This is a genomic window from Mycobacterium sp. GA-0227b (genome assembly GCF_001499855.1).
In the GTDB taxonomy this organism is placed as follows: Bacteria; Actinomycetota; Actinomycetes; order Mycobacteriales; family Mycobacteriaceae; genus Mycobacterium.
In genome coordinates this window covers 87010-104477 of record NZ_LQIK01000005.1, presented here as the reverse complement: position 1 = coordinate 104477, position 17468 = coordinate 87010, and the positions used below count along the sequence as shown (strand labels likewise).

Genomic DNA, 17468 nt, shown 5'->3' with positions numbered 1-17468 from the left:
TCGTCTCCTGTTCTACTCGGTCGTCTTCTGGCGGCGGGCGTCGAGAATCACCTGGGCGATCAACACGATCACCGCCACCGCCATCAGCAGCGTCGAGATCGCGTAGGCACCGTATTCCGCGCCGCGCGCATGGCGATCGGACACCAGCAGGGTCAGCGTCTGCGAGGTGCCCGGCAGGTTCGACGACACCATGATCACCGCGCCGTACTCGCCGAGGGTACGGGCGACCGTCAGCACCACGCCGTACATCAGGCCCCATTTGATGGAGGGCAGGGTGACCCGCCAGAACGTCTGCCACGAGCTGGAACCCAGCGTCGATGCCGCCTCTTCCTGGTCGGTGCCCAGCTCGTGCAGGACGGGTTCGACCTCGCGAATGACGTACGGGACCGTGACGAAGATGCTCGCCAACACGATGCCCGGCAAGCCGAAGATGATCTTGAGCCCGAGGTTGTTCTCGACGAAGCCGAACGCTCCCGCGCTGCCCCACAACAGGATCAATGCGACACCGACCACCACCGGAGACACCGCGAATGGCAGGTCGATGACCGCCTGGAGCAGGCTCTTGCCGCGAAACCGGTTGCGCGCCAGCACCAATGCCGTCGGCACCCCGAAGATGACGTTGAGTGGGACCACGATCGCGACCACCAGCAGCGAGAGCTGCAGCGCCGAGATCGCCGCCGGTGTGGTGATCGACTCGACGAAGGTGCCGATGCCGGGAGCGAACGTGCGCCACAGGATCAGCCCGACCGGCACGACCAGCAGGACCAGCAGGTAGCCGAGCGCGACGAAGCGCAACACGTATCGCGCCGCGGCTGAGAGAATCATGTCTCGAGCTCCTGGCGCTTGGCGGCCCGGGCCCCGACGGTGCGCAGGATGAACAACACGACGAAGGAAAACGACAGCAGCACAATGGAAACCGCGGCGGCCCCGGTCCGGTCGTCGAATTCGATGAGGGTCCTTATGTACTGGGAGGACACCTCGGTCTCCCCCGGCACCGCTCCGCCGATCAGCACGACGGAGCCGTACTCGCCGATCGCGCGCGAGAACGCCAGGCCGGTCCCCGACAGCAGCGACGGCAGCAGCGCGGGCAGGATCACCAGCCGGAAGATGGTGAAGTTGTCGGCGCCCAGCGACGCAGCGGCCTCCTCCACTTCCCGGTCCAATTCGAGCAGCACCGGCTGCACCGAGCGCACCACGAACGGGAGCGTGACGAACAGCAGCGCGGTGGCCACTCCCCACTTCGTGTGCTGGATGTGCACCCCGACCGGGCTGTTCGGGCCGTAGAGCGCGAGCATCACCAGGCTGGCGACGATGGTGGGCAGCGCGAACGGCAAGTCGATGATCGCGTCGACCAGCCGCTTTCCGGGGAAGTCGTCGCGGGTGAGCACCCAGGCGACCAGCAGGCCGAAGAACAGGTTCACCACCGCGACAAGCGTCGAGATCGTCAACGTCACGCGAAACGATTCCAGCGCCGCGTTGGACGTCACCGCCTCCCAGAACGCCGCCCACCCGCCGCCCGCGGACTGCCAGACGATCGCGGCCAGCGGCAGCAGCACGATCACCGACAGCCACGTCGTCGCGACGCCGACACGCAGCCGAGTGCTGCCGTACCGGCCGGCGAAGACGCCGGGGCCAAGCGCAGCTGTCATCCGGTCGCCTGTTTGTAAATCTTCGTGATCGAGCCGTTGTCCTTGTCGAACAATGCCGGATCGACGGCGCTCCAGCCACCCAGGTCGGCGATCGTCCACAGCTTCTGCGGGGCCGGGAAGTCGTCCGCGAAGTCCTCGGCGACCGCCGGATCGACCGGCCGGAAACCGGCCTGCGCCCAGATCTTCTGGGCCTCCGGGGTGTAGAGGAAGTTCTTCAGCGCGTTCGCCTTGTCCTGGTGCGCGCTGGAGGTCACCACCGCGACGGGATTCTCGATCTTGAACGTCTGCGGAGGGTTGACGTGTTCGACGGGCTTGCCCTGCCGCTCTATGTTGATCGCCTCGTTCTCATAGCTGAGCAGCACGTCGCCGGTGCCCTGCAGGAACAGGTCGCTGGCCTCTCGGCCCGACGTCGGCCTGGTCTTGATGTGTTCGGTGACGAGCTGGTTCACGAACTCGAGGCCGGCCTGCGGGTTCTGGCCGCCGTTGCTCTTGGCGGCATACGGCGCCAACAGGTTCCACTTCGCCGAACCGGAACTCAACGGGCTGGGGCTGACCACTTCGAGCCCGGGTTGCAGAAGGTCGTCCCAGTCCTTGATGTTCTTCGGGTTGCCCTCGCGGACAACCAGGGAAACCACCGAGCCGAAGGGGATGCCCTTCGTGACGCCGGCGTTCCAGTCCTCGGCGACCTTGCCCGCCTTCACCAGCCGGGTGATGTCGGGTTCGACCGAGAAGTTCACGACGTCGGCGGGTTTGCCGTCGACCACCGCGCGCGACTGATCACCCGACGCACCGTAGGACGTCGTGACCGCCACGCCGTCACCTTCCTCGCTGGCCGCGAACGCCGGAAGGATCTTGCTCCAGCCGGGTTCGGGCACGGCATAGGCGACGAGCGTCAGGGTGGTTTCGGCGTCGCCACCCTGCCGGTCCCCGCCCGGCACATCGCTCGACCCGCCTCCGCACGCGACGAGCAGGGTCGCGGTGGTCGCGAGCGCCGCGGCGGCGCGCCAGGAGGTGCGGATGTTGCCCATCGGTGACCTTTCGTTGGGGGATTTCGACGGAATCCGTTCCGACGGAAAGGCGATGGATCGGCACGAGGGCGCCATGCCACAGCCGTCACCGACACCGAACCGCGGACGGGTAGGGAGTCAGCAACAACAACAGACATCGGCGACAGCGCTCGAACCCACGGCAATGAGGGCCAGCACATGGCCGCTCTTGTTGCCGGACGCTGTTTGCATGGCGCGAAGCCTAACAGAGTTGGCGCAACCCGCCCGGTGTGGGATTCGCAGGTGTCACCGGGTGACCAGCCACATGACGAGCACCAGGATCACCAGGATGACGAGCACCAGCGTCACCCGCGATCGGGGCATCCCGCCGCTCACCGGTCGACGTCACCATCGTCGTGGCGAATGTGGCGCACCAACCTGATCCCGTTGCCAAGCGCGCCGTCGAGCACGACCGCGACGCCGTAGGCCAGGGCGAGCACCACCGGCATCACCACCGCGGTCTGGGCGACGAACGGCAGGCCGGAGAGCCACAGCTCGACGCCGTCCCACCAACTGAGGAAGCCACCCACACGGCCAGCCTAGGCGATGCGAAGATGACCTCGTGCCTGCTGAGCGCACCACCTGCGTCGTTGTCGGCGGCGGCCCGGCCGGCGTGATGCTCGGGCTGTTGCTCGCCCGCGCCGGCGTCGAGGTCACGGTGATGGAGAAGCACGCCGATTTCCTTCGCGACTTCCGCGGTGACACGGTGCACGCCAGCACGCTGCGACTGCTCGACGAGTTGGGGCTGTCCGACGAGTTCGCCGCGGTGCCGCACCGCGAGATCGACACGTTGGCGATGACCGTGCAAGGTATGCAGTTTGCGATGGATCTGCGACGTATTCCCGGTCCGCACAAGCACATTGCGCTGGTCCCGCAGTGGGACTTCCTCGAACTGCTGGCGTCGGCCGCCGAACGGGAGCCGTCCTTCACTCTGCTGCGCAGCACCGAGGTGCTGGGGCCGGTCTGTGAGGACGGTGTCGTTGCCGGAGTCCGTTACCGGGGCGCCGACGGCGAGGTCCGCGAGATGCATGCGGCGCTGACCGTCGCCTGCGACGGGCGGTCTTCGACGATGCGCACCGCGATGGGTCTGACACCGAAAAACTTCGGCGTGCCGATGGACGTCTGGTGGTTCCGGGTGTCCCGCGACGCCGACGATCCGCACGGCCTCGCCGGCGTGCTCGGTGCGGGGCACGCCCAGATCGTCATCGACCGCGGCGACTATTTCCAGTGCGCGTATGTCATCCCCAAGGGCCGCGACGAGCAGCTACGCGCGAAGGGCATCGAGTCGTTGCATCGCGCTGTGGTGGCCCTGGTGCCGTGGCTGGCCGACCGCGTCGGCGCGGTGACATCGTTCGACGACGTGAAACTGCTCGATGTGCAACTCAACCGGCTCAGACGCTGGTACACCGATGGTTTGCTGCTGATCGGTGACGCTGCCCATGCGATGTCGCCGGTGGGCGGCGTCGGGATCAACCTCGCGGTGGCCGACGCCGTCGCGGCGGGGCGGATCCTGGCCGGCCCGTTGCGCTCGGGAACGCTGTCCACCAGGCATCTGGCGCGTGTGCAGGCCCGGCGATGGCTGCCGACGGCGCTGATCCAGTCGGTCCAGAAGCTGATCCACCGGCGCGTCATCGCGGTCGCGGTCACGTCAACAGGACCGGCCGATCCGCCTCTGCTGGTGCGCGCCGCCGCCAGGCTGCCGTTGCTGCGGAGGGTGGCCGCCTACGGCGTCGCGATCGGGCCCCTGCCCGAACGCGTCCCGGCCTTTGCCCGCCGCTGACAGCGCGAGGCGCGCGGCTACCCGGCCGATGAGTAGACGCCGGACACATCGGCAGTCGATGATGTCGGCATGGTTCTGCAACAAACCGGGCCGTCGGACGGGTCCACGGAGACCGAAAACGGGGCGAAACCCGCGCCCGCCGTCGTGGCGGACACCCCGCTGACGGTGACCGCCCCGACGCCCTATGCGCCCGGCGGCGCGTTGCGGAACCCGTTTCCGCCGATCGCTGACTACGCGTTTTTGTCCGACTGCGAGAACACCTGCCTGATCTCCTCGGCCGGGTCCGTCGAGTGGCTGTGCGTGCCGCGGCCCGACTCGCCCAGCGTGTTCGGCGCGATCCTGGACCGCGGCGCCGGCCACTTCCGGCTCGGCCCGTACGGGGTGTCGGTGCCTTCGGCCCGCCGCTATCTGCCCGGCAGCCTGATCCTCGAGACGACGTGGCAGACCCACACCGGCTGGCTGATCGTGCGCGACGCGCTGGTGATGGGCCCCTGGCACGACCTGGAGGCGCGGTCGCGCACCCATCGCCGCACCCCCATGGACTGGGACGCCGAGCACATCCTGCTGCGCACCGTGCGATGTGTGAGCGGCACTGTCGAGTTGGTGATGAACTGCGAACCGGCGTTCGACTACCACCGGATCCCGGCCACCTGGGAGTACTCGGCTCAGGCCTACGGCGAGGCGATCGCGCGGGCCACCCGCGACGCCGACGCGCACCCGACGCTGCGGCTGACGACAAATCTGCGGCTCGGCCTCGAAGGCCACGAGGCGCGGGCGCGGACCCGGATGAAGGAGGGTGACAACGTCTACGTCGCGCTGTCCTGGTCCAAACATCCGGTGCCGCAGACCTACGACGAGGCTGCCGACCGCATGTGGCAGACCAGCGAGGCTTGGCGGCAATGGATCAACGTCGGCGACTTCCCCGACCATCCATGGCGGTCCTACCTGCAGCGCAGCGCGCTGACGCTCAAGGGGTTGACCTACTCCCCGACCGGCGCGCTGTTGGCGGCTCCCACCACGTCGTTACCGGAAACGCCTCGGGGCGAACGCAATTGGGACTACCGCTACGCGTGGGTGCGCGACTCGACGTTCGCGTTGTGGGGCCTCTACACGCTGGGCCTGGACCGCGAGGCCGACGATTTCTTCGCGTTCATCGCCGATGTGTCCGGAGCGAACAACGGTGAGCGCCATCCGCTTCAGGTGATGTACGCCGTCGGCGGGGAGCGCACACTGGTCGAGGAGGAGCTGCACCACCTGTCCGGTTACGACGGCGCGCGACCCGTGCGCATCGGCAACGGGGCCTACAACCAGATGCAGCACGACATCTGGGGCACCATGCTCGATTCGGTGTACCTGCACGCCAAGTCGCGCGAGCAGATCTCCGACACGTTGTGGCCGGTGCTCAAGCAGCAGGTCGAAGAGGCGATCAAGCATTGGAAGCAGCCCGACCGCGGGATCTGGGAGGTGCGTGGCGAACCGCAGCACTTCACCTCGAGCAAGATCATGTGCTGGGTGGCGCTGGACCGCGGCTCCAAACTGGCCGAACTGCAAGGCGAGAAGTCCTATGCCCAGCAGTGGCGCGCGATCGCCGAGGAGATCAAGGCCGACGTGCTCAAGAACGGCGTCGACTCGCGCGGTGTGCTGACGCAGCGCTACGGCGACGACGCGCTCGACGCCTCACTGCTGTTGGCGGTGCTGACCCGGTTCCTTCCGCCCGACGACCCGCGGGTGCGCGCCACCGTGTTGGCCATCGCCGACGAGCTCACCGAGGAAGGCCTGGTGCTGCGCTACCGCGTCGAGGAGACCGATGACGGGCTGTCCGGCGAGGAGGGCACCTTCACGATCTGCTCGTTCTGGCTGGTGTCGGCGCTGGTCGAGATCGGCGAGGTGAGCCGCGCCAAGCACCTGTGCGAGCGGCTGCTGTCGTTCGCCAGCCCGCTGCACCTGTACGCCGAGGAGATCGAGCCGCGCACCGGCCGGCATCTCGGCAACTTCCCGCAGGCGTTCACCCATCTGGCGTTGATCAACGCGGTGGTGCACGTAATCCGGGCCGAGGAGGAGGCCGACAGCTCCGGCGTGTTCGTGCCCGCCAACGCCCCGATGTAGGCCGAATCCGCAACTTGTTGCGTCCTTGGCGGGCTACCGTCGTCAGTACTGTCGGGCGCCCGCGCGGGTGCCAAGAGGATGACGGCCATGAGCATCGACGGCACCAAGACCACGCCTGCGGCGGCGCTACATCAACCCACCGAACAGATGTGGCGGGACATGTTGCCCCAACTCCGGACCTTCGTTCGCCGGCGGATCGCCGACCCCAACCGGGCCGACGATCTCCTGGCCGACATTCTGCTTCGCATTCACCAGAATGTGGGCGCGCTCAACGACGAGGAGAAGCTGCCGAACTGGACCTTGCGGATCGCCCGAAACGCGATCGTCGACGAGTACCGACGAGCAGGCCGGAACCGAGAACACCCGGTAACGACCTTGTCCGAACACTCCGCCCCCGCGCTCACCGACGAGGACGAGCCCGCCGCGCTTCACGAGCTGTCCGCTTGCCTGCGCCCGCTTCTCGCCGGGCTGCCGGTGGAGCAGCGGATGGCGGTGAAGATGATCGACCTCGATGGGATGAGCCAAGCCGAAGCAGCACAGCGAGCGGAGGTCTCGCTGTCCGGGATGAAGTCGCGCGTGCAGCGCGGGCGCCGACGGCTCGCCGAGCTGCTCGGGCAGTGCTGCGCACTGACGCTCGACGCTCGGGGCATGCCGATGGACTATGAGCCGCCACCGGGTTGCGAATGCGCTGGGCGCTGACTCCGCAGCCCGACTCGGCTTCTTTCAGGAGCAGCAGGTGCTTTCGACGGAATCGGTTGCCGCGCAGCTGGCCTCGCATACGGACAAGGGTGCGGCGTCGGGGTTCGCCGGGTTGTCGTCGGTGACAGCGTAGAACTCCCACCAGCCGAGCGGCACATCGGACGCGGTGACGAACACCTTGTCCTGTGTTGCGTGACAACAGACGTCGTGCTCGGCGACCGCGATCTCGAGGCCGACGGCTCTGAAGCGCTCCTGTGCCGCGATGACCTGCTCGGCTGTGTCAGCTTCGACGCCGAGATGGTTGAGGGTCTCGTCTGCGCCGGGTTTTTCGATCAGCACCAGCTTCAACGGCGGGTCGTCGATCGCGAAGTTGGCGTAGCCATCACGCACCTTGTGCGGCGGTACGCCGAACATGCTCTCGTAGAACGCGGTCGCCGTCGAAACGTCATCGACGTTCAACGCGAGCTGGATTCGTGTGGTGGCCACAGTGACTCCTTTCAGGGGAAGTACTCGACGCCTGTTCTGACGCATGCGTGTGTCGACGGACGCACCGGCCGATGTGATCGTGCGTCTTTCTCGACGGAATGCGTCAGTAGATGTGAACACCGCTAGGCAATCGGCCTTGCGGGCAATCACGAAGGAAGTTCACCGTGGAGATTCGTAAAATTCTCGGTAAGTCGGTCGCGGCAGTCGCAATGTCCACAGCACTCGCCGGCTTCGGAGCTGACGTGGCTGAGGCCAGGCCCCGCGACGGAAGCTGCGCCGCGCTGCAGAATGCGGCCAGCCACGCCAAAGCCAACGCCGACCACTATTTTCGTCAGGGCGACAACGGAAATGCCCGCTATTGGCAGTCGGTGTACCAAAAGACGATTCAGAACATTCAGCGGCGGAACTGCTGAGAGCCTCGACGCTCGCTTCGCGATCGGATACGAAACCGCATAGCGGGTAGTCCGGCCAGATTGGCGGTCTCTCGAAAATCGGGGCTCCGGTCGAGCGTCTCATGTGACGGCATACGGTTGGCTACTTCTTCGCGGCGTTGCCGACCATGTCGGTGGCGATGGTGGCGGCCTCGTCGCCTATCGAGTAGCTGCACGCCCACGCCTCGACGGTCAGGTTCGACACCACCGACACCGCGTGCTGGCAGGCCCACCCGCCGGCGTCCGCCTGCGTCGTGAGCTGAGTGACCAAGTTGTCCTCGGCGCTCACCTCACCGACCTCCCACAGGTACGAGGTTCCCCCATCTGCCACTGCGACAGAGGAATTGGCGCAGCCTTCCCACGCCGACCTGGACTTGTCGAAGAACCGCTGCGCCTTGTCGGCCGAGGGGTAGAGCACCGCGGTCTGCTCGACCCAGTGGTCGTTGTCCTCGCCGGGTTCGCGCGCCACTTGGTCGCGTACGTCGGTCCACCCGCTGCCCGCGTACACCGGATCCTCGGCGCCGTAGATCGCGCCCAGGCAGTCGAGGTCGGAAACCTGCTCGGAGTGGTCGGTCATCTCGTCGAGTTCGCTGGTGACCTTCATCGTCGTTGCGCCCATGATCCCGTTCAGTTCACCGATGGACAGCAACACGTCGTCGAGGTCGGACTCGGCCAGCGGCGGCACGTCGAGGCGGCCGGCGTCCTGCCCGCGCACCGCGGTTCCCGAAACGGTGCTCACACAGCCGGCCAGCAAGACGGATACCGCCAGGAAGACCGCCGCGGCGGATATCCGGGTCGCCGTGCCGAATCGAGTCACCGCGTTATTGTGACCGACTCACCGCACATTCGTGGCGCGGCCGTCAATTCGGTCGCGAGGCGTCAGGAGGCACCGATTTTCTGCAGCATCAAGGCCGCGACCGCGGCGGCATCCCGGGCGCCGGTGGCGCTGGGTCCGGCCACGTCGGTGATTTCCACGTCCACGATGCAGTCCCCGGCGACGCCGAGCGCGCGCTGAATCGTCGACCCGGCGTCCTGCATCACCACCGCGGACACGATCCGGTTGTCGATGCCCACTTCGGTGATCCGGCTGGTGGCCTGCGCGCCACGCTCGGGCTGCTGCAGCACCAGCGTCCGCCCGTTGCAGCCGTGCCACTTGTCGGCCGAAGCGGCGAAGAAGGCTTGCGCGGCCGCGACATCGCCGAACTCGACCACCCCGAAGAAACCGGTGGCGGTCGGGCCGTTGGCGTCGCCTCCGGCCCATGACCGGCTTGCCACCGAGCGCACCGGGCTGGCCTGGTAAACCACCTTCTCCAACCGGTACCCGGTGCTCACACAGTCGACCGGGGTCGCCTCGGCCTCCCGCACACCCTGCAACAGCATGTCGGCGCCGCCGGTGACCAGTTGGCCCATGAAGCCGCTGGCGCCCAGTGTGGTGGCCAGTTCCTCGGCGGTCGGCAGCGCCCGGTCCAGCGCCCGGTGCGGGGACGGCTTGGCGGCTTCGGCGATGTGCACGACTGGCGCTTTGGCCGGCGGGGCCGAACAGCCGGCGAGTACCGCGATCGCGCCCAGCGCCGCCCCCATCGCCGCCCTGCGCATCGCAGCTACTTCTTGGCCTTGTCGGCGGACGAGTCGGTGGACAGGGCGGCGACGAACGCCTCCTGTGGCACCTCGACCCGGCCGATGGTCTTCATCCGCTTCTTGCCTTCCTTCTGCTTCTCGAGCAGCTTGCGCTTGCGCGTGATGTCGCCGCCGTAACACTTCGATAGCACGTCTTTGCGGATCGCGCGGATGTTTTCGCGAGCGATGATCTTCGATCCGATCGCCGCCTGCACCGGAACCTCGAACTGCTGACGCGGGATCAGCTCCTTGAGCTTGGTGGTCATCTTGTTGCCGTAGGCGTACGCCGACTCCTTGTGCACGATCGCCGAGAACGCGTCGACCGGCTCGCCCTGTAGCAGGATGTCGACCTTGACGAGTTCGGCCTCCTGCTCGCCGGCCTCCTCGTAATCGAGGCTGGCGTAGCCGCGGGTGCGCGACTTCAACGCGTCGAAGAAGTCGAAGATGATCTCGCCCAACGGCATCGTGTAGCGCAACTCCACCCGCTCCGGCGACAGGTAGTCCATGCCGCCGAGTTCACCGCGCCGCGACTGGCACAATTCCATGATCGTGCCGATGAACTCGCTGGGCGCGATGATCGTGGTCTTGACCACCGGCTCGTAGACCGTGCGAATCTTGCCGTCAGGCCAGTCCGACGGATTGGTGACGACGACTTCCGAACCATCTTCCAGCACAACGCGATACACGACGTTCGGCGACGTCGAGATCAGGTCGAGGTTGAACTCGCGTTCGAGGCGCTCGCGGGTGATCTCCATGTGCAGCAGGCCGAGAAAGCCGCTGCGGAAGCCGAACCCGAGCGCCACCGACGTTTCCGGTTCGTAGGTCAGCGCGGCGTCGTTGAGTTGCAGCTTGTCCAGCGCATCACGCAGCACCGGATAATCCGAGCCGTCAACGGGATACAGCCCCGAGTACACCATCGGCCGCGGTTCGCGGTATCCGGTGAGCGGTTCGGCGGCGCCGTGGCGCGCCGTCGTCACGGTGTCACCGACCTTGGACTGGCGCACGTCCTTCACACCGGTGATGAGGTAGCCGACCTCTCCAACACCCAAGCCCGCCGAGGCTTTCGGCTCCGGCGAGACGATGCCGACCTCGAGCAGTTCGTGGGTGGCGCCGGTGGACATCATCTTGATGCGTTCGCGCGGGATGATCTTGCCGTCGACGACGCGCACGTAGGTCACCACGCCGCGGTAGGTGTCGTAGACGGAGTCGAAGATCATGGCGCGGGCAGGCACGTCGGCCTCACCGGTCGGCGGCGGCACCTCGCGCACGACGTGGTCGAGCAGGTCGGCCACCCCGGCGCCGGTCTTGCCGGACACCCGCAGCACGTCGGTGGGCTCACAACCGATGATGTGGGCGAGTTCGGCGGCGTACCGGTCCGGGTCGGCCGCGGGCAGGTCGATCTTGTTGAGCACCGGGATGATCTGCAGGTCGCGGTCCAGCGCCAGGTAAAGGTTCGCCAGCGTCTGCGCCTCGATGCCCTGGGCGGCGTCGACGAGCAGCACTGCGCCTTCGCAGGCCTCCAGTGCCCGCGAGACCTCGTAGGTGAAGTCGACGTGGCCGGGAGTGTCGATCAGGTGCAGCACGTATTCGTCGTCACCGATGCGCCACGGCAGCCGGACGTTCTGCGCCTTGATCGTGATGCCGCGTTCACGCTCGATGTCCATCCGGTCGAGGTATTGCGCGCGCATGTCCCGATCGGCGACGACGCCGGTGAGTTGCAGCATCCGATCGGCCAGCGTCGACTTGCCGTGATCAATATGGGCGATGATGCAGAAGTTCCGGATCTGCGCCGGCGCCGTGAACGTCTGATCGGCGAAATTGCTGATTGGAAATCTCCTGGTAGGACGGTCCTGCGGGTGCCAACAGCGTATCGAGGGCAAGGCCCGAGCACACAATCGCGCGGTCGGACGCTCGCTTATGCTCGGGACATGGCTCCGCCGTGGAGAACATTCCAGAAGTTCGCGGAGAATTTGGTGTTCAACGAGGCGCCGAAGTTCATCCGTCAGATCGGCCAGTCCGACACCGTGCAGCGCGGTATCCAGCAGGGCATCAAGATCGGCCTGGACGCGATCGCCGGCACCGCGAAAGAGGAGGCGCCCGCGATCACCGCTGGACGGCCGGTCAGCCGCAACTTCGTGCCGACCGCACACCGCGCCCGCAAGGTCGTATACGCGCCGGACCTGGACGGCCGCGCCGACCCCGGCGAGATCGTGTGGACGTGGGTGGTCTACGAGGACGATCCGACGCAGGGCAAGGACCGTCCCGTGCTGGTCGTCGGGCGGGACCGCTCGACGTTGCTCGGCCTGATGCTGTCCAGCCAGGACCACCATCGCGAGGATCCGAACTGGATCGGCATCGGCAGCGGCACCTGGGACTACGAGGGCCGGCAGAGTTGGGTGCGGCTGGACCGGGTGCTCGACGTGCCCGAGGCCGGCATCCGGCGCGAAGGCGCGATCCTCACGCGCGAGAGGTTCGAAGCGGTCGCGACCCGCCTCCGCACCGAATACTCCTGGAGCTGACTCGCTTTCCTGCCGCGAGGAGACGCAAAGTGCTCCATTTTCTCTGCGTGGCGGGGGTTTTTGCGTCTGTTCGGCGAAGAGCTAGCGCGGCTCGCGCCACATCGACCACATGCTGGGGCCGCCGTCGGGCAACTTGATCTCGCCGGTGACCTCGAACCCGAAGCGCTGGTAGTACGGGATGTTGTCGGGGTTGCTGGACTCGAGATAGGCCGGCGCGTACTCGGCGTCGCACCGATCGAGTCGCGAGCGCATCAGGGCCTGGCCGAAGCCGGTCCCACGGACACTCGGATCGCTGCCGATCACCGCCAGATACCAGTGCGGCTCCTCCGGATGATGCTTCTTCATCAGCTCGGATACCTGCTGACCGCGTCTGACCCGCGAGCCGAACGCCCGGATGAAGCCGGGCATCATCAGCAGCTCCTCGAGGCGCCCCTGCTTCCACTGTCCCGGCGGAGCCCACAGCGCTGCGGCGCCGATCCGTCCGCCACCGGCCACCTCGACGGCGTCGGTTCGCAGGAAGTGGTGTCGGGTCATGGTCGCGAACATCCGCGCGAGGCCGCGAGCCCGTGCGCCGTCGTCCGGCAGCATCCACATCATCACCGGGTCCGGATAGAACGCGCGGCCCAATACCTCCGACAAGGTGCGGACATCGCGCCGCCGGGCGGGCGCAACCTCGACGTCAGCCACGGGTGATGTAGGCCTGCAACTGCTCCTGCTGCGTTTCGAGCTCTTCCATCCGCGTCTTGACCACATCGCCGATGCTGACGATGCCCGCCAGCCTGCCGTTCTCCATCACGGGCACGTGCCGGACCCGGTTCGTCGTCATCAACGCGCTCAGGCTGTCGACCGAATCGTCTGGTGCGCAGGTCGCCACGAAGCTGGTCATGATTTCTGACACCGGCCGTCGCAGCAGGTCGGCGCCGTGCGCATGCAGGGCGCGCACGACGTCGCGCTCGGAGACGATGCCCACCACACCGTCGGGCGACACCACCACCATCGCGCCGATGTTGTGCACGGCCAACTCGGTGAGCAACCCCGCGACCGACGTCTCCGGGGTAATCGTGGCCACCGCGGCGCCCTTGCTCCGCAACACGTCCGCGATCCGCATCCTTGCCTCCGCTCGTGATGTACCTCACAGGCTAGGTGCGGCGCGGTCGACGCGGAAGGGTTTGCACGGTTGCAACCGGGTCACGCCTGCGCAACGCTGCTTTGCGCGGCGGCGGGCCGGCAATGGCGAGTTTTCGACGCGTCCGTCAGGTATATGTGGGCCATGATCGAGGTGACGCTGCTCGGCACCGGAAGCCCCATCCCCGACGCGCGCCGGGCCGGGCCGTCGACTCTGGTGCGTGCGGGCGGACAGACGTTTCTGGTGGACTGCGGCCGCGGCGTACAACAACGCCTGACCGCCGCGGGCGCCGCCGCCAACGGGTTGTCGGCGCTGCTGCTGACCCACCTGCACAGCGACCACATCGCCGATCTGGGCGACGTGATCATCACCCGTTGGGTGTCCACCTTCACCCCCGACCCCGCCCCGTTGCAGATCATCGGGCCGCCGGGCACCGCCGAGGTGGTCGACGCCACGCTCAAGGCGTTCGGCTTCGACATCGGATACCGCATCTCCCACCACGCCGATCTGACGACGCCGCCTCCGGTGCAGGTGCACGAGTACACCGACGGTGAAGTGTGGAACAGCGACGGGGTGAGGATCCGGGTCGCGCCGACCGACCACCGGCCCGTCGCGCCGACGATCGGCTTCCGTGTCGAGCACGCCGACGCGTCAGTTGTCCTGGCCGGCGACACGGTGCCATGCGAAAGCCTCGATGAGCTGGCGGCGGGCGCAGGGGCGTTGGTGCACACCGTCATTCGCAAGGATCTGATCGACGAGATGCCCATGCAGCGCATCCGCGACATCTGCGATTACCACTCCTCGGTCGAGGAGGCGGCGACGACCGCGGCGCGCGCGGGGGTCGGGATCCTCATCCTGACGCACTACGTGCCGGGCATCGAGGCCGGACAGGAAGACGATTGGCGCGCGCTGGCCGCGGCGGTGTTCGACCGCCAGATCGAAATCGGTGACGACCTGCATCGCGTCGAAGTGCATCCCGGGGTCGGCGCGAAGCCGGCCGGGTGAGGGCGACGGCCGACCGGGTCGGGCCGGCGGCCGGCGGGCTCGCTTTGGGCATTTGCCCATTGCGCTGGTAACCTGAACCCTCGCTGCCCGCACACCGGGCGCCTACCAGACTTTGGGAAACTCCAACGGGATTTACGAAGGACTACACGCGTGGCCAACATCAAGTCGCAGGAAAAGCGGATCAAGACCAACGAGCGCCGCAGGCTGCGCAACAAGTCGGTCAAGTCGTCGCTTCACACGGCGGTCCGCGGATTCCGGGAGGCCGTCGAGGCCGGCGACAAGGACAAGGCTCGCGACCTGCTGGCGTCGACCAGCCGCCAGCTCGACAAGGCCGCCAGCAAGGGCGTCATCCACAAGAACCAGGCCGCGAACCGCAAATCGGCTTTGGCCTCGGCGTTCAACAAGCTCTGATCTTTATCGCCGAGTGCACGGCTGGTGTACACGAATCGCGAGAATCGGTACGTGAGGCGTGCACTCGACGCAATCAAGCCGCTCAGTCCGCGACGAGTTCGGCGACGCTCCTGACGGTTGCCTCCAACGCGTATTCCGGGTCGGCCGCTGCGCCCTTGACATCCGCATTGAGCGCGGCCACCAACCGCATCGCCTCGGCGACCGAGGTGTTCGACCACCGCCGCGCCTGCTTTTGCGCCTTCTGCACCCGCCACGGCGGCATGCCCAGCTCTGAGGCCAGCCGGTAGGGATCGCCCGACAACGGCCGCACCCGGGCGATGGTGTGCACGGCTTCGGCCAGCGCATCGGCCAGCACGACGTGCGGTTCGCCGCGCATCATCGCCCACCGCAGCGCTTCAGCGGCTCCCGCGACGTCCCCGATGACGGCCTTGTCGGCGATGTCGAACCCCTTCACCTCCGCCTTGCCCGAGTGGTAGCGGCGCACCGCCGCCGCGTCGACCGCGCCGCCGGTGTCGGTGACCAACTGCGAACACGCCGCCGCCAGTTCCCGGATGTCTGACCCGATCGCGTCGAGCACTGCGGTGACCGTGTCGTCACCCACCTTGACCTTCAGGGCACGGAACTCACGCCGGACGAAGTCGGCGCGCTCGGCGGCCTTGACGATCCGCGCGCAGGGATGCACCTGCGCGCCCAGTTTCTTGAGTTGATCGGCGAGCACCTTCGCGCGGCCGCCACCGGAGTGCACGACGACGAGCACGGTGCCGGGCGGCAGATCGGCTGCGGCGTCGGCGATCAGTGCGACCGCGTCTTTGCCCGCTTCCGCCGCCGACTCCAGCACCACGACCCGCTCGTCGGCGAACAACGACGGGCTCAGTAGTTCGGCGAGTTCGCTTGTGCTGACGTCGCCCGCACGCAACCGGTCAACCGGGATGTCGTGGCTGCCTGCCTGCTTGCGCGCGCCCCGCAGAACCGTCGCTACCGCGCGTTCGACCAGCAATTCCTCGTCTCCGAGCACCAGATGCAATCGCGACGCTTCGCTCACCCCACGATCGTGTCACGGCCGCCTGACAGCAGCCCCGCCACCGTCCACGCCAGCAGGCACACCGCGGCGGCGCACGCGCCGGCGCGCACCCAGCGCGAGCGCCAGGCCACCACCGCCCCGACGCCCGCGGCGGCGAGCAGCACCACCCCCGGCAGCCCCGACGGCACGGGCACCGAGGATCCGGGAATGCCGGCCGCCCAGCGGGCTACGTGCAACAGCCACCACAGCTCCGGCCCGGTGAAGCGAATCAACAGGTCGGCACCGGAGGGCCAGACGCGACCCAGCGCGGCCGCGGCGGTGCCGACGACGGTGATCGGCGGAATCACCGGCGCGACCGCGACATTGGCCGCGACCGACACGATGCTGAACGTGCCTGCCATCCCCGCGACGAGCGGAGCGGTGACCAGTTGCGCGGCGGTGGCCACGCTGACCGCGTCGGCGGCCGGCTTGGGCCAGCCGCGGTCGACGAGTCGCCGCGACCACACCGGGGCAAGTACGACGAGGGCCGCGGTCGCCGACACCGACAGCGCGAAACCGACGTCGACCGCCAGTTCCGGCGATGCGATCAACAACACCAACACGCTGGCCGACAACGCCGGAATCGCCTGCCGGCGCCGATGCGTCAGCACCGCCAACAAGGTGATCGCGCCCATCACGGCGGCGCGCAGCACACTCGCCGTCGGCTGCACGACCACGACGAACGCGAGCAACGCGACCGCAGCGAGGGCGACTGCGGCCCGCGGGCCGACCAGTCCAGCCGTCAACAGCACCGCCCCGCACACGATCGTCACGTTGGCGCCGGAGACCGCGGTCAGATGCGTCAGGCCGGCGGCACGGAAGTCGGCCGTCGTCTGTTTCGGCACCGCCGAGGTGTCGCCGAGCACCAGCGCGGGCAGCATCGCGGCCTGCTCAGCAGGCAGTGACCGTCGTGCCGCGTCGGCGAATGTCGCGCGGATTTCGTGGGCGGCGCGGTGGACCGCGGCCGCCTCGCCGTAGGTGGGCTCACCGGTCGCCGACAGCACCGCCACGCTGAGGTCGCGTCGGGTCGGCCGGCCGATTCGGGCCCGGAATGCCACGGGTGTGCCGGCCGTCAGGTCGGCGACGCCGGAGGTCGACGCGAAGACCACCACCCGGCCCGACATTTCGCGACCGTCCAACCGCAGCAGCGAGCCGCGGAACACCGTCCGGTTGCCGCCGAGCGCTCGGGGGCTCTCCGTCGGCGCGACGACGACGGCGGCGGCCGTGCCGTAGCGCTGGGCGACCGGGTGGTCGCGCAGTTGGTCGACCTGCAGACCGATCGCGATCGCGAACGCGGCGGCCACCACTGCGACCGCGCCGACACCCGCGCCCGCCCCCGTTCCGTCGGCCTGCGCTCGGCGGCTACTACGTCCACCCCACCAACCCAGCGCCGCAGCCGTCGCCACCGCCCCGACAGCGGCGGCAACCGCTCCGCCGATGTGCCAGACGATCCCGGCGGCGGTCACCGCCCAGCTGGTCAACGCCGCCGGTACCAGCCGTAGATCGAGCGGGGTCCCAACGGCGTCCGCCACC

General features: G+C 67.9%; 19 protein-coding genes and 1 pseudogene. 7 read left to right on the top strand and 13 right to left on the bottom strand.

Translation table 11 applies throughout. The features are described from left to right. Positions 1-12: 12 nt before the first annotated feature. The 5 genes from cysW to AU185_RS06460 form a co-directional block, all read right to left on the bottom strand. Positions 13-825, bottom strand: coding sequence for a sulfate ABC transporter permease subunit CysW (cysW, locus tag AU185_RS06475; protein ID WP_059102428.1), 813 nt, complete (start codon positions 823-825; stop codon positions 13-15). Next, positions 822-1649 carry a sulfate ABC transporter permease subunit CysT gene (gene cysT / locus AU185_RS06470; RefSeq protein ID WP_059102427.1) on the bottom strand — a complete coding sequence of 276 codons (828 nt, stop codon included), beginning with the start codon at positions 1647-1649 and terminating at the stop codon, positions 822-824. Before cysT ends, cysW begins: the two co-directional genes overlap by 4 nt. Next, positions 1646-2677: a sulfate ABC transporter substrate-binding protein gene (locus tag AU185_RS06465; protein WP_059102426.1), complete on the bottom strand. Its 1032-nt coding sequence runs from the start codon at positions 2675-2677 to the stop codon at positions 1646-1648. Before AU185_RS06465 ends, cysT begins: the two co-directional genes overlap by 4 nt. A gap of 117 nt (positions 2678-2794) precedes the next feature. Beyond that, positions 2795-2887, bottom strand: coding sequence for an Ms4533A family Cys-rich leader peptide (locus AU185_RS25770; RefSeq protein WP_353612117.1), 93 nt, complete (start codon positions 2885-2887; stop codon positions 2795-2797). Positions 2888-3027: 140 nt separating this feature from the next. Then, positions 3028-3225, bottom strand: a complete 198-nt coding sequence (locus AU185_RS06460; protein ID WP_059102425.1) for a hypothetical protein — start codon at positions 3223-3225, stop codon at positions 3028-3030. A gap of 32 nt (positions 3226-3257) precedes the next feature. On the opposite strand from AU185_RS06460, the gene AU185_RS06455 reads away from it, so the two are divergent. From AU185_RS06455 to AU185_RS06445, 3 genes are all read left to right on the top strand, one after another. Beyond that, entirely contained in the window at positions 3258-4475 is a 1218-nt protein-coding gene (locus AU185_RS06455) for an FAD-dependent oxidoreductase (protein ID WP_059102424.1), read from the top strand. A gap of 69 nt (positions 4476-4544) precedes the next feature. After that, positions 4545-6581 (top strand): glycoside hydrolase family 15 protein, encoded by a 2037-nt coding sequence (locus tag AU185_RS06450; protein ID WP_059102423.1) that lies wholly within the window; start codon positions 4545-4547, stop codon positions 6579-6581. A gap of 87 nt (positions 6582-6668) precedes the next feature. Then, the gene (locus AU185_RS06445) at positions 6669-7280 is read left to right on the top strand and encodes a sigma-70 family RNA polymerase sigma factor (protein ID WP_156425424.1); all 612 of its coding nucleotides are present in this window, start codon (positions 6669-6671) and stop codon (positions 7278-7280) included. A gap of 24 nt (positions 7281-7304) precedes the next feature. Here AU185_RS06445 and AU185_RS06440 read toward each other — a convergent pair whose 3' ends face one another. Continuing rightward, complete coding sequence (locus tag AU185_RS06440) at positions 7305-7766, bottom strand: ArsI/CadI family heavy metal resistance metalloenzyme (protein WP_059156950.1); 462 nt, start codon at positions 7764-7766, stop codon at positions 7305-7307. A gap of 164 nt (positions 7767-7930) precedes the next feature. Here AU185_RS06440 and AU185_RS06435 point away from each other — a divergent pair, with 164 nt between their 5' ends. After that, positions 7931-8179, top strand: a complete 249-nt coding sequence (locus AU185_RS06435) for a hypothetical protein (protein WP_059102420.1) — start codon at positions 7931-7933, stop codon at positions 8177-8179. 121 nt (positions 8180-8300) lie between these two features. Here the strand turns inward: AU185_RS06435 and AU185_RS06430 are convergent, their stop codons facing one another. From AU185_RS06430 to lepA, 3 genes and pseudogenes are all read right to left on the bottom strand, one after another. After that, positions 8301-9014 carry a sensor domain-containing protein gene (locus AU185_RS06430; protein ID WP_059102419.1) on the bottom strand — a complete coding sequence of 238 codons (714 nt, stop codon included), beginning with the start codon at positions 9012-9014 and terminating at the stop codon, positions 8301-8303. A 62-nt stretch (positions 9015-9076) separates the two neighbouring features. Next, a complete protein-coding gene (locus AU185_RS06425; RefSeq protein ID WP_059102418.1) occupies positions 9077-9793 on the bottom strand; it encodes a sensor domain-containing protein in 717 nt (238 codons plus the stop codon). Positions 9794-9798: 5 nt separating this feature from the next. Continuing rightward, a pseudogene (lepA, locus tag AU185_RS06420) lies at positions 9799-11764 on the bottom strand (translation elongation factor 4). Between lepA and AU185_RS06415 the strand changes: the two are divergent. Further along, positions 11743-12333 carry a type II toxin-antitoxin system PemK/MazF family toxin gene (locus tag AU185_RS06415; RefSeq protein ID WP_059102416.1) on the top strand — a complete coding sequence of 197 codons (591 nt, stop codon included), beginning with the start codon at positions 11743-11745 and terminating at the stop codon, positions 12331-12333. The pseudogene lepA and the gene AU185_RS06415 overlap by 22 nt on opposite strands. An 81-nt stretch (positions 12334-12414) precedes the next feature. On the opposite strand, the gene AU185_RS06410 is transcribed toward AU185_RS06415, so the two are convergent. Both AU185_RS06410 and AU185_RS06405 read right to left on the bottom strand, forming a co-directional pair. After that, complete coding sequence (locus AU185_RS06410) at positions 12415-13020, bottom strand: GNAT family N-acetyltransferase (RefSeq protein WP_059102415.1); 606 nt, start codon at positions 13018-13020, stop codon at positions 12415-12417. After that, positions 13013-13441: a CBS domain-containing protein gene (locus AU185_RS06405; RefSeq protein ID WP_059102414.1), complete on the bottom strand. Its 429-nt coding sequence runs from the start codon at positions 13439-13441 to the stop codon at positions 13013-13015. Before AU185_RS06405 ends, AU185_RS06410 begins: the two co-directional genes overlap by 8 nt. A gap of 162 nt (positions 13442-13603) precedes the next feature. Here AU185_RS06405 and AU185_RS06400 point away from each other — a divergent pair, with 162 nt between their 5' ends. Both AU185_RS06400 and rpsT read left to right on the top strand, forming a co-directional pair. After that, a complete protein-coding gene (locus AU185_RS06400; protein ID WP_059102494.1) occupies positions 13604-14464 on the top strand; it encodes a ribonuclease Z in 861 nt (286 codons plus the stop codon). A 150-nt stretch (positions 14465-14614) separates the two neighbouring features. Beyond that, entirely contained in the window at positions 14615-14875 is a 261-nt protein-coding gene (gene rpsT / locus AU185_RS06395; RefSeq protein ID WP_059102413.1) for a 30S ribosomal protein S20, read from the top strand. 82 nt (positions 14876-14957) lie between these two features. On the opposite strand, the gene holA is transcribed toward rpsT, so the two are convergent. Together holA and AU185_RS06385 are read right to left on the bottom strand one after the other, a co-directional pair. Next, on the bottom strand, positions 14958-15899 hold the full coding sequence (holA, locus tag AU185_RS06390) for a DNA polymerase III subunit delta (RefSeq protein WP_172800375.1): 942 nt from the start codon (positions 15897-15899) through the stop codon (positions 14958-14960). Between the two features lie 14 nt (positions 15900-15913). Next, positions 15914-17467: a ComEC/Rec2 family competence protein gene (locus AU185_RS06385; RefSeq protein WP_059102411.1), complete on the bottom strand. Its 1554-nt coding sequence runs from the start codon at positions 17465-17467 to the stop codon at positions 15914-15916. Between the last annotated feature and the right edge of the window lies 1 nt (position 17468).

Bases quoted from the DNA above. Each gene is read 5' to 3' on its own strand.
- AU185_RS06400 (WP_059102494.1), top strand. From the start codon at position 13,604: ATGATCGAGGTGACGCTGCTCGGCACCGGAAGCCCCATCCCCGACGCG.
- AU185_RS06405 (WP_059102414.1), bottom strand. From the start codon at position 13,441: ATGCGGATCGCGGACGTGTTGCGGAGCAAGGGCGCCGCGGTGGCCACG.
- AU185_RS06445 (WP_156425424.1), top strand. From the start codon at position 6,669: ATGAGCATCGACGGCACCAAGACCACGCCTGCGGCGGCGCTACATCAA.
- AU185_RS06425 (WP_059102418.1), bottom strand. From the start codon at position 9,793: ATGCGCAGGGCGGCGATGGGGGCGGCGCTGGGCGCGATCGCGGTACTC.
- AU185_RS25770 (WP_353612117.1), bottom strand. From the start codon at position 2,887: ATGCAAACAGCGTCCGGCAACAAGAGCGGCCATGTGCTGGCCCTCATT.
- AU185_RS06450 (WP_059102423.1), top strand. From the start codon at position 4,545: ATGGTTCTGCAACAAACCGGGCCGTCGGACGGGTCCACGGAGACCGAA.
- AU185_RS06465 (WP_059102426.1), bottom strand. From the start codon at position 2,677: ATGGGCAACATCCGCACCTCCTGGCGCGCCGCCGCGGCGCTCGCGACC.
- cysW (WP_059102428.1), bottom strand. From the start codon at position 825: ATGATTCTCTCAGCCGCGGCGCGATACGTGTTGCGCTTCGTCGCGCTC.
- cysT (WP_059102427.1), bottom strand. From the start codon at position 1,649: ATGACAGCTGCGCTTGGCCCCGGCGTCTTCGCCGGCCGGTACGGCAGC.
- AU185_RS06415 (WP_059102416.1), top strand. From the start codon at position 11,743: ATGGCTCCGCCGTGGAGAACATTCCAGAAGTTCGCGGAGAATTTGGTG.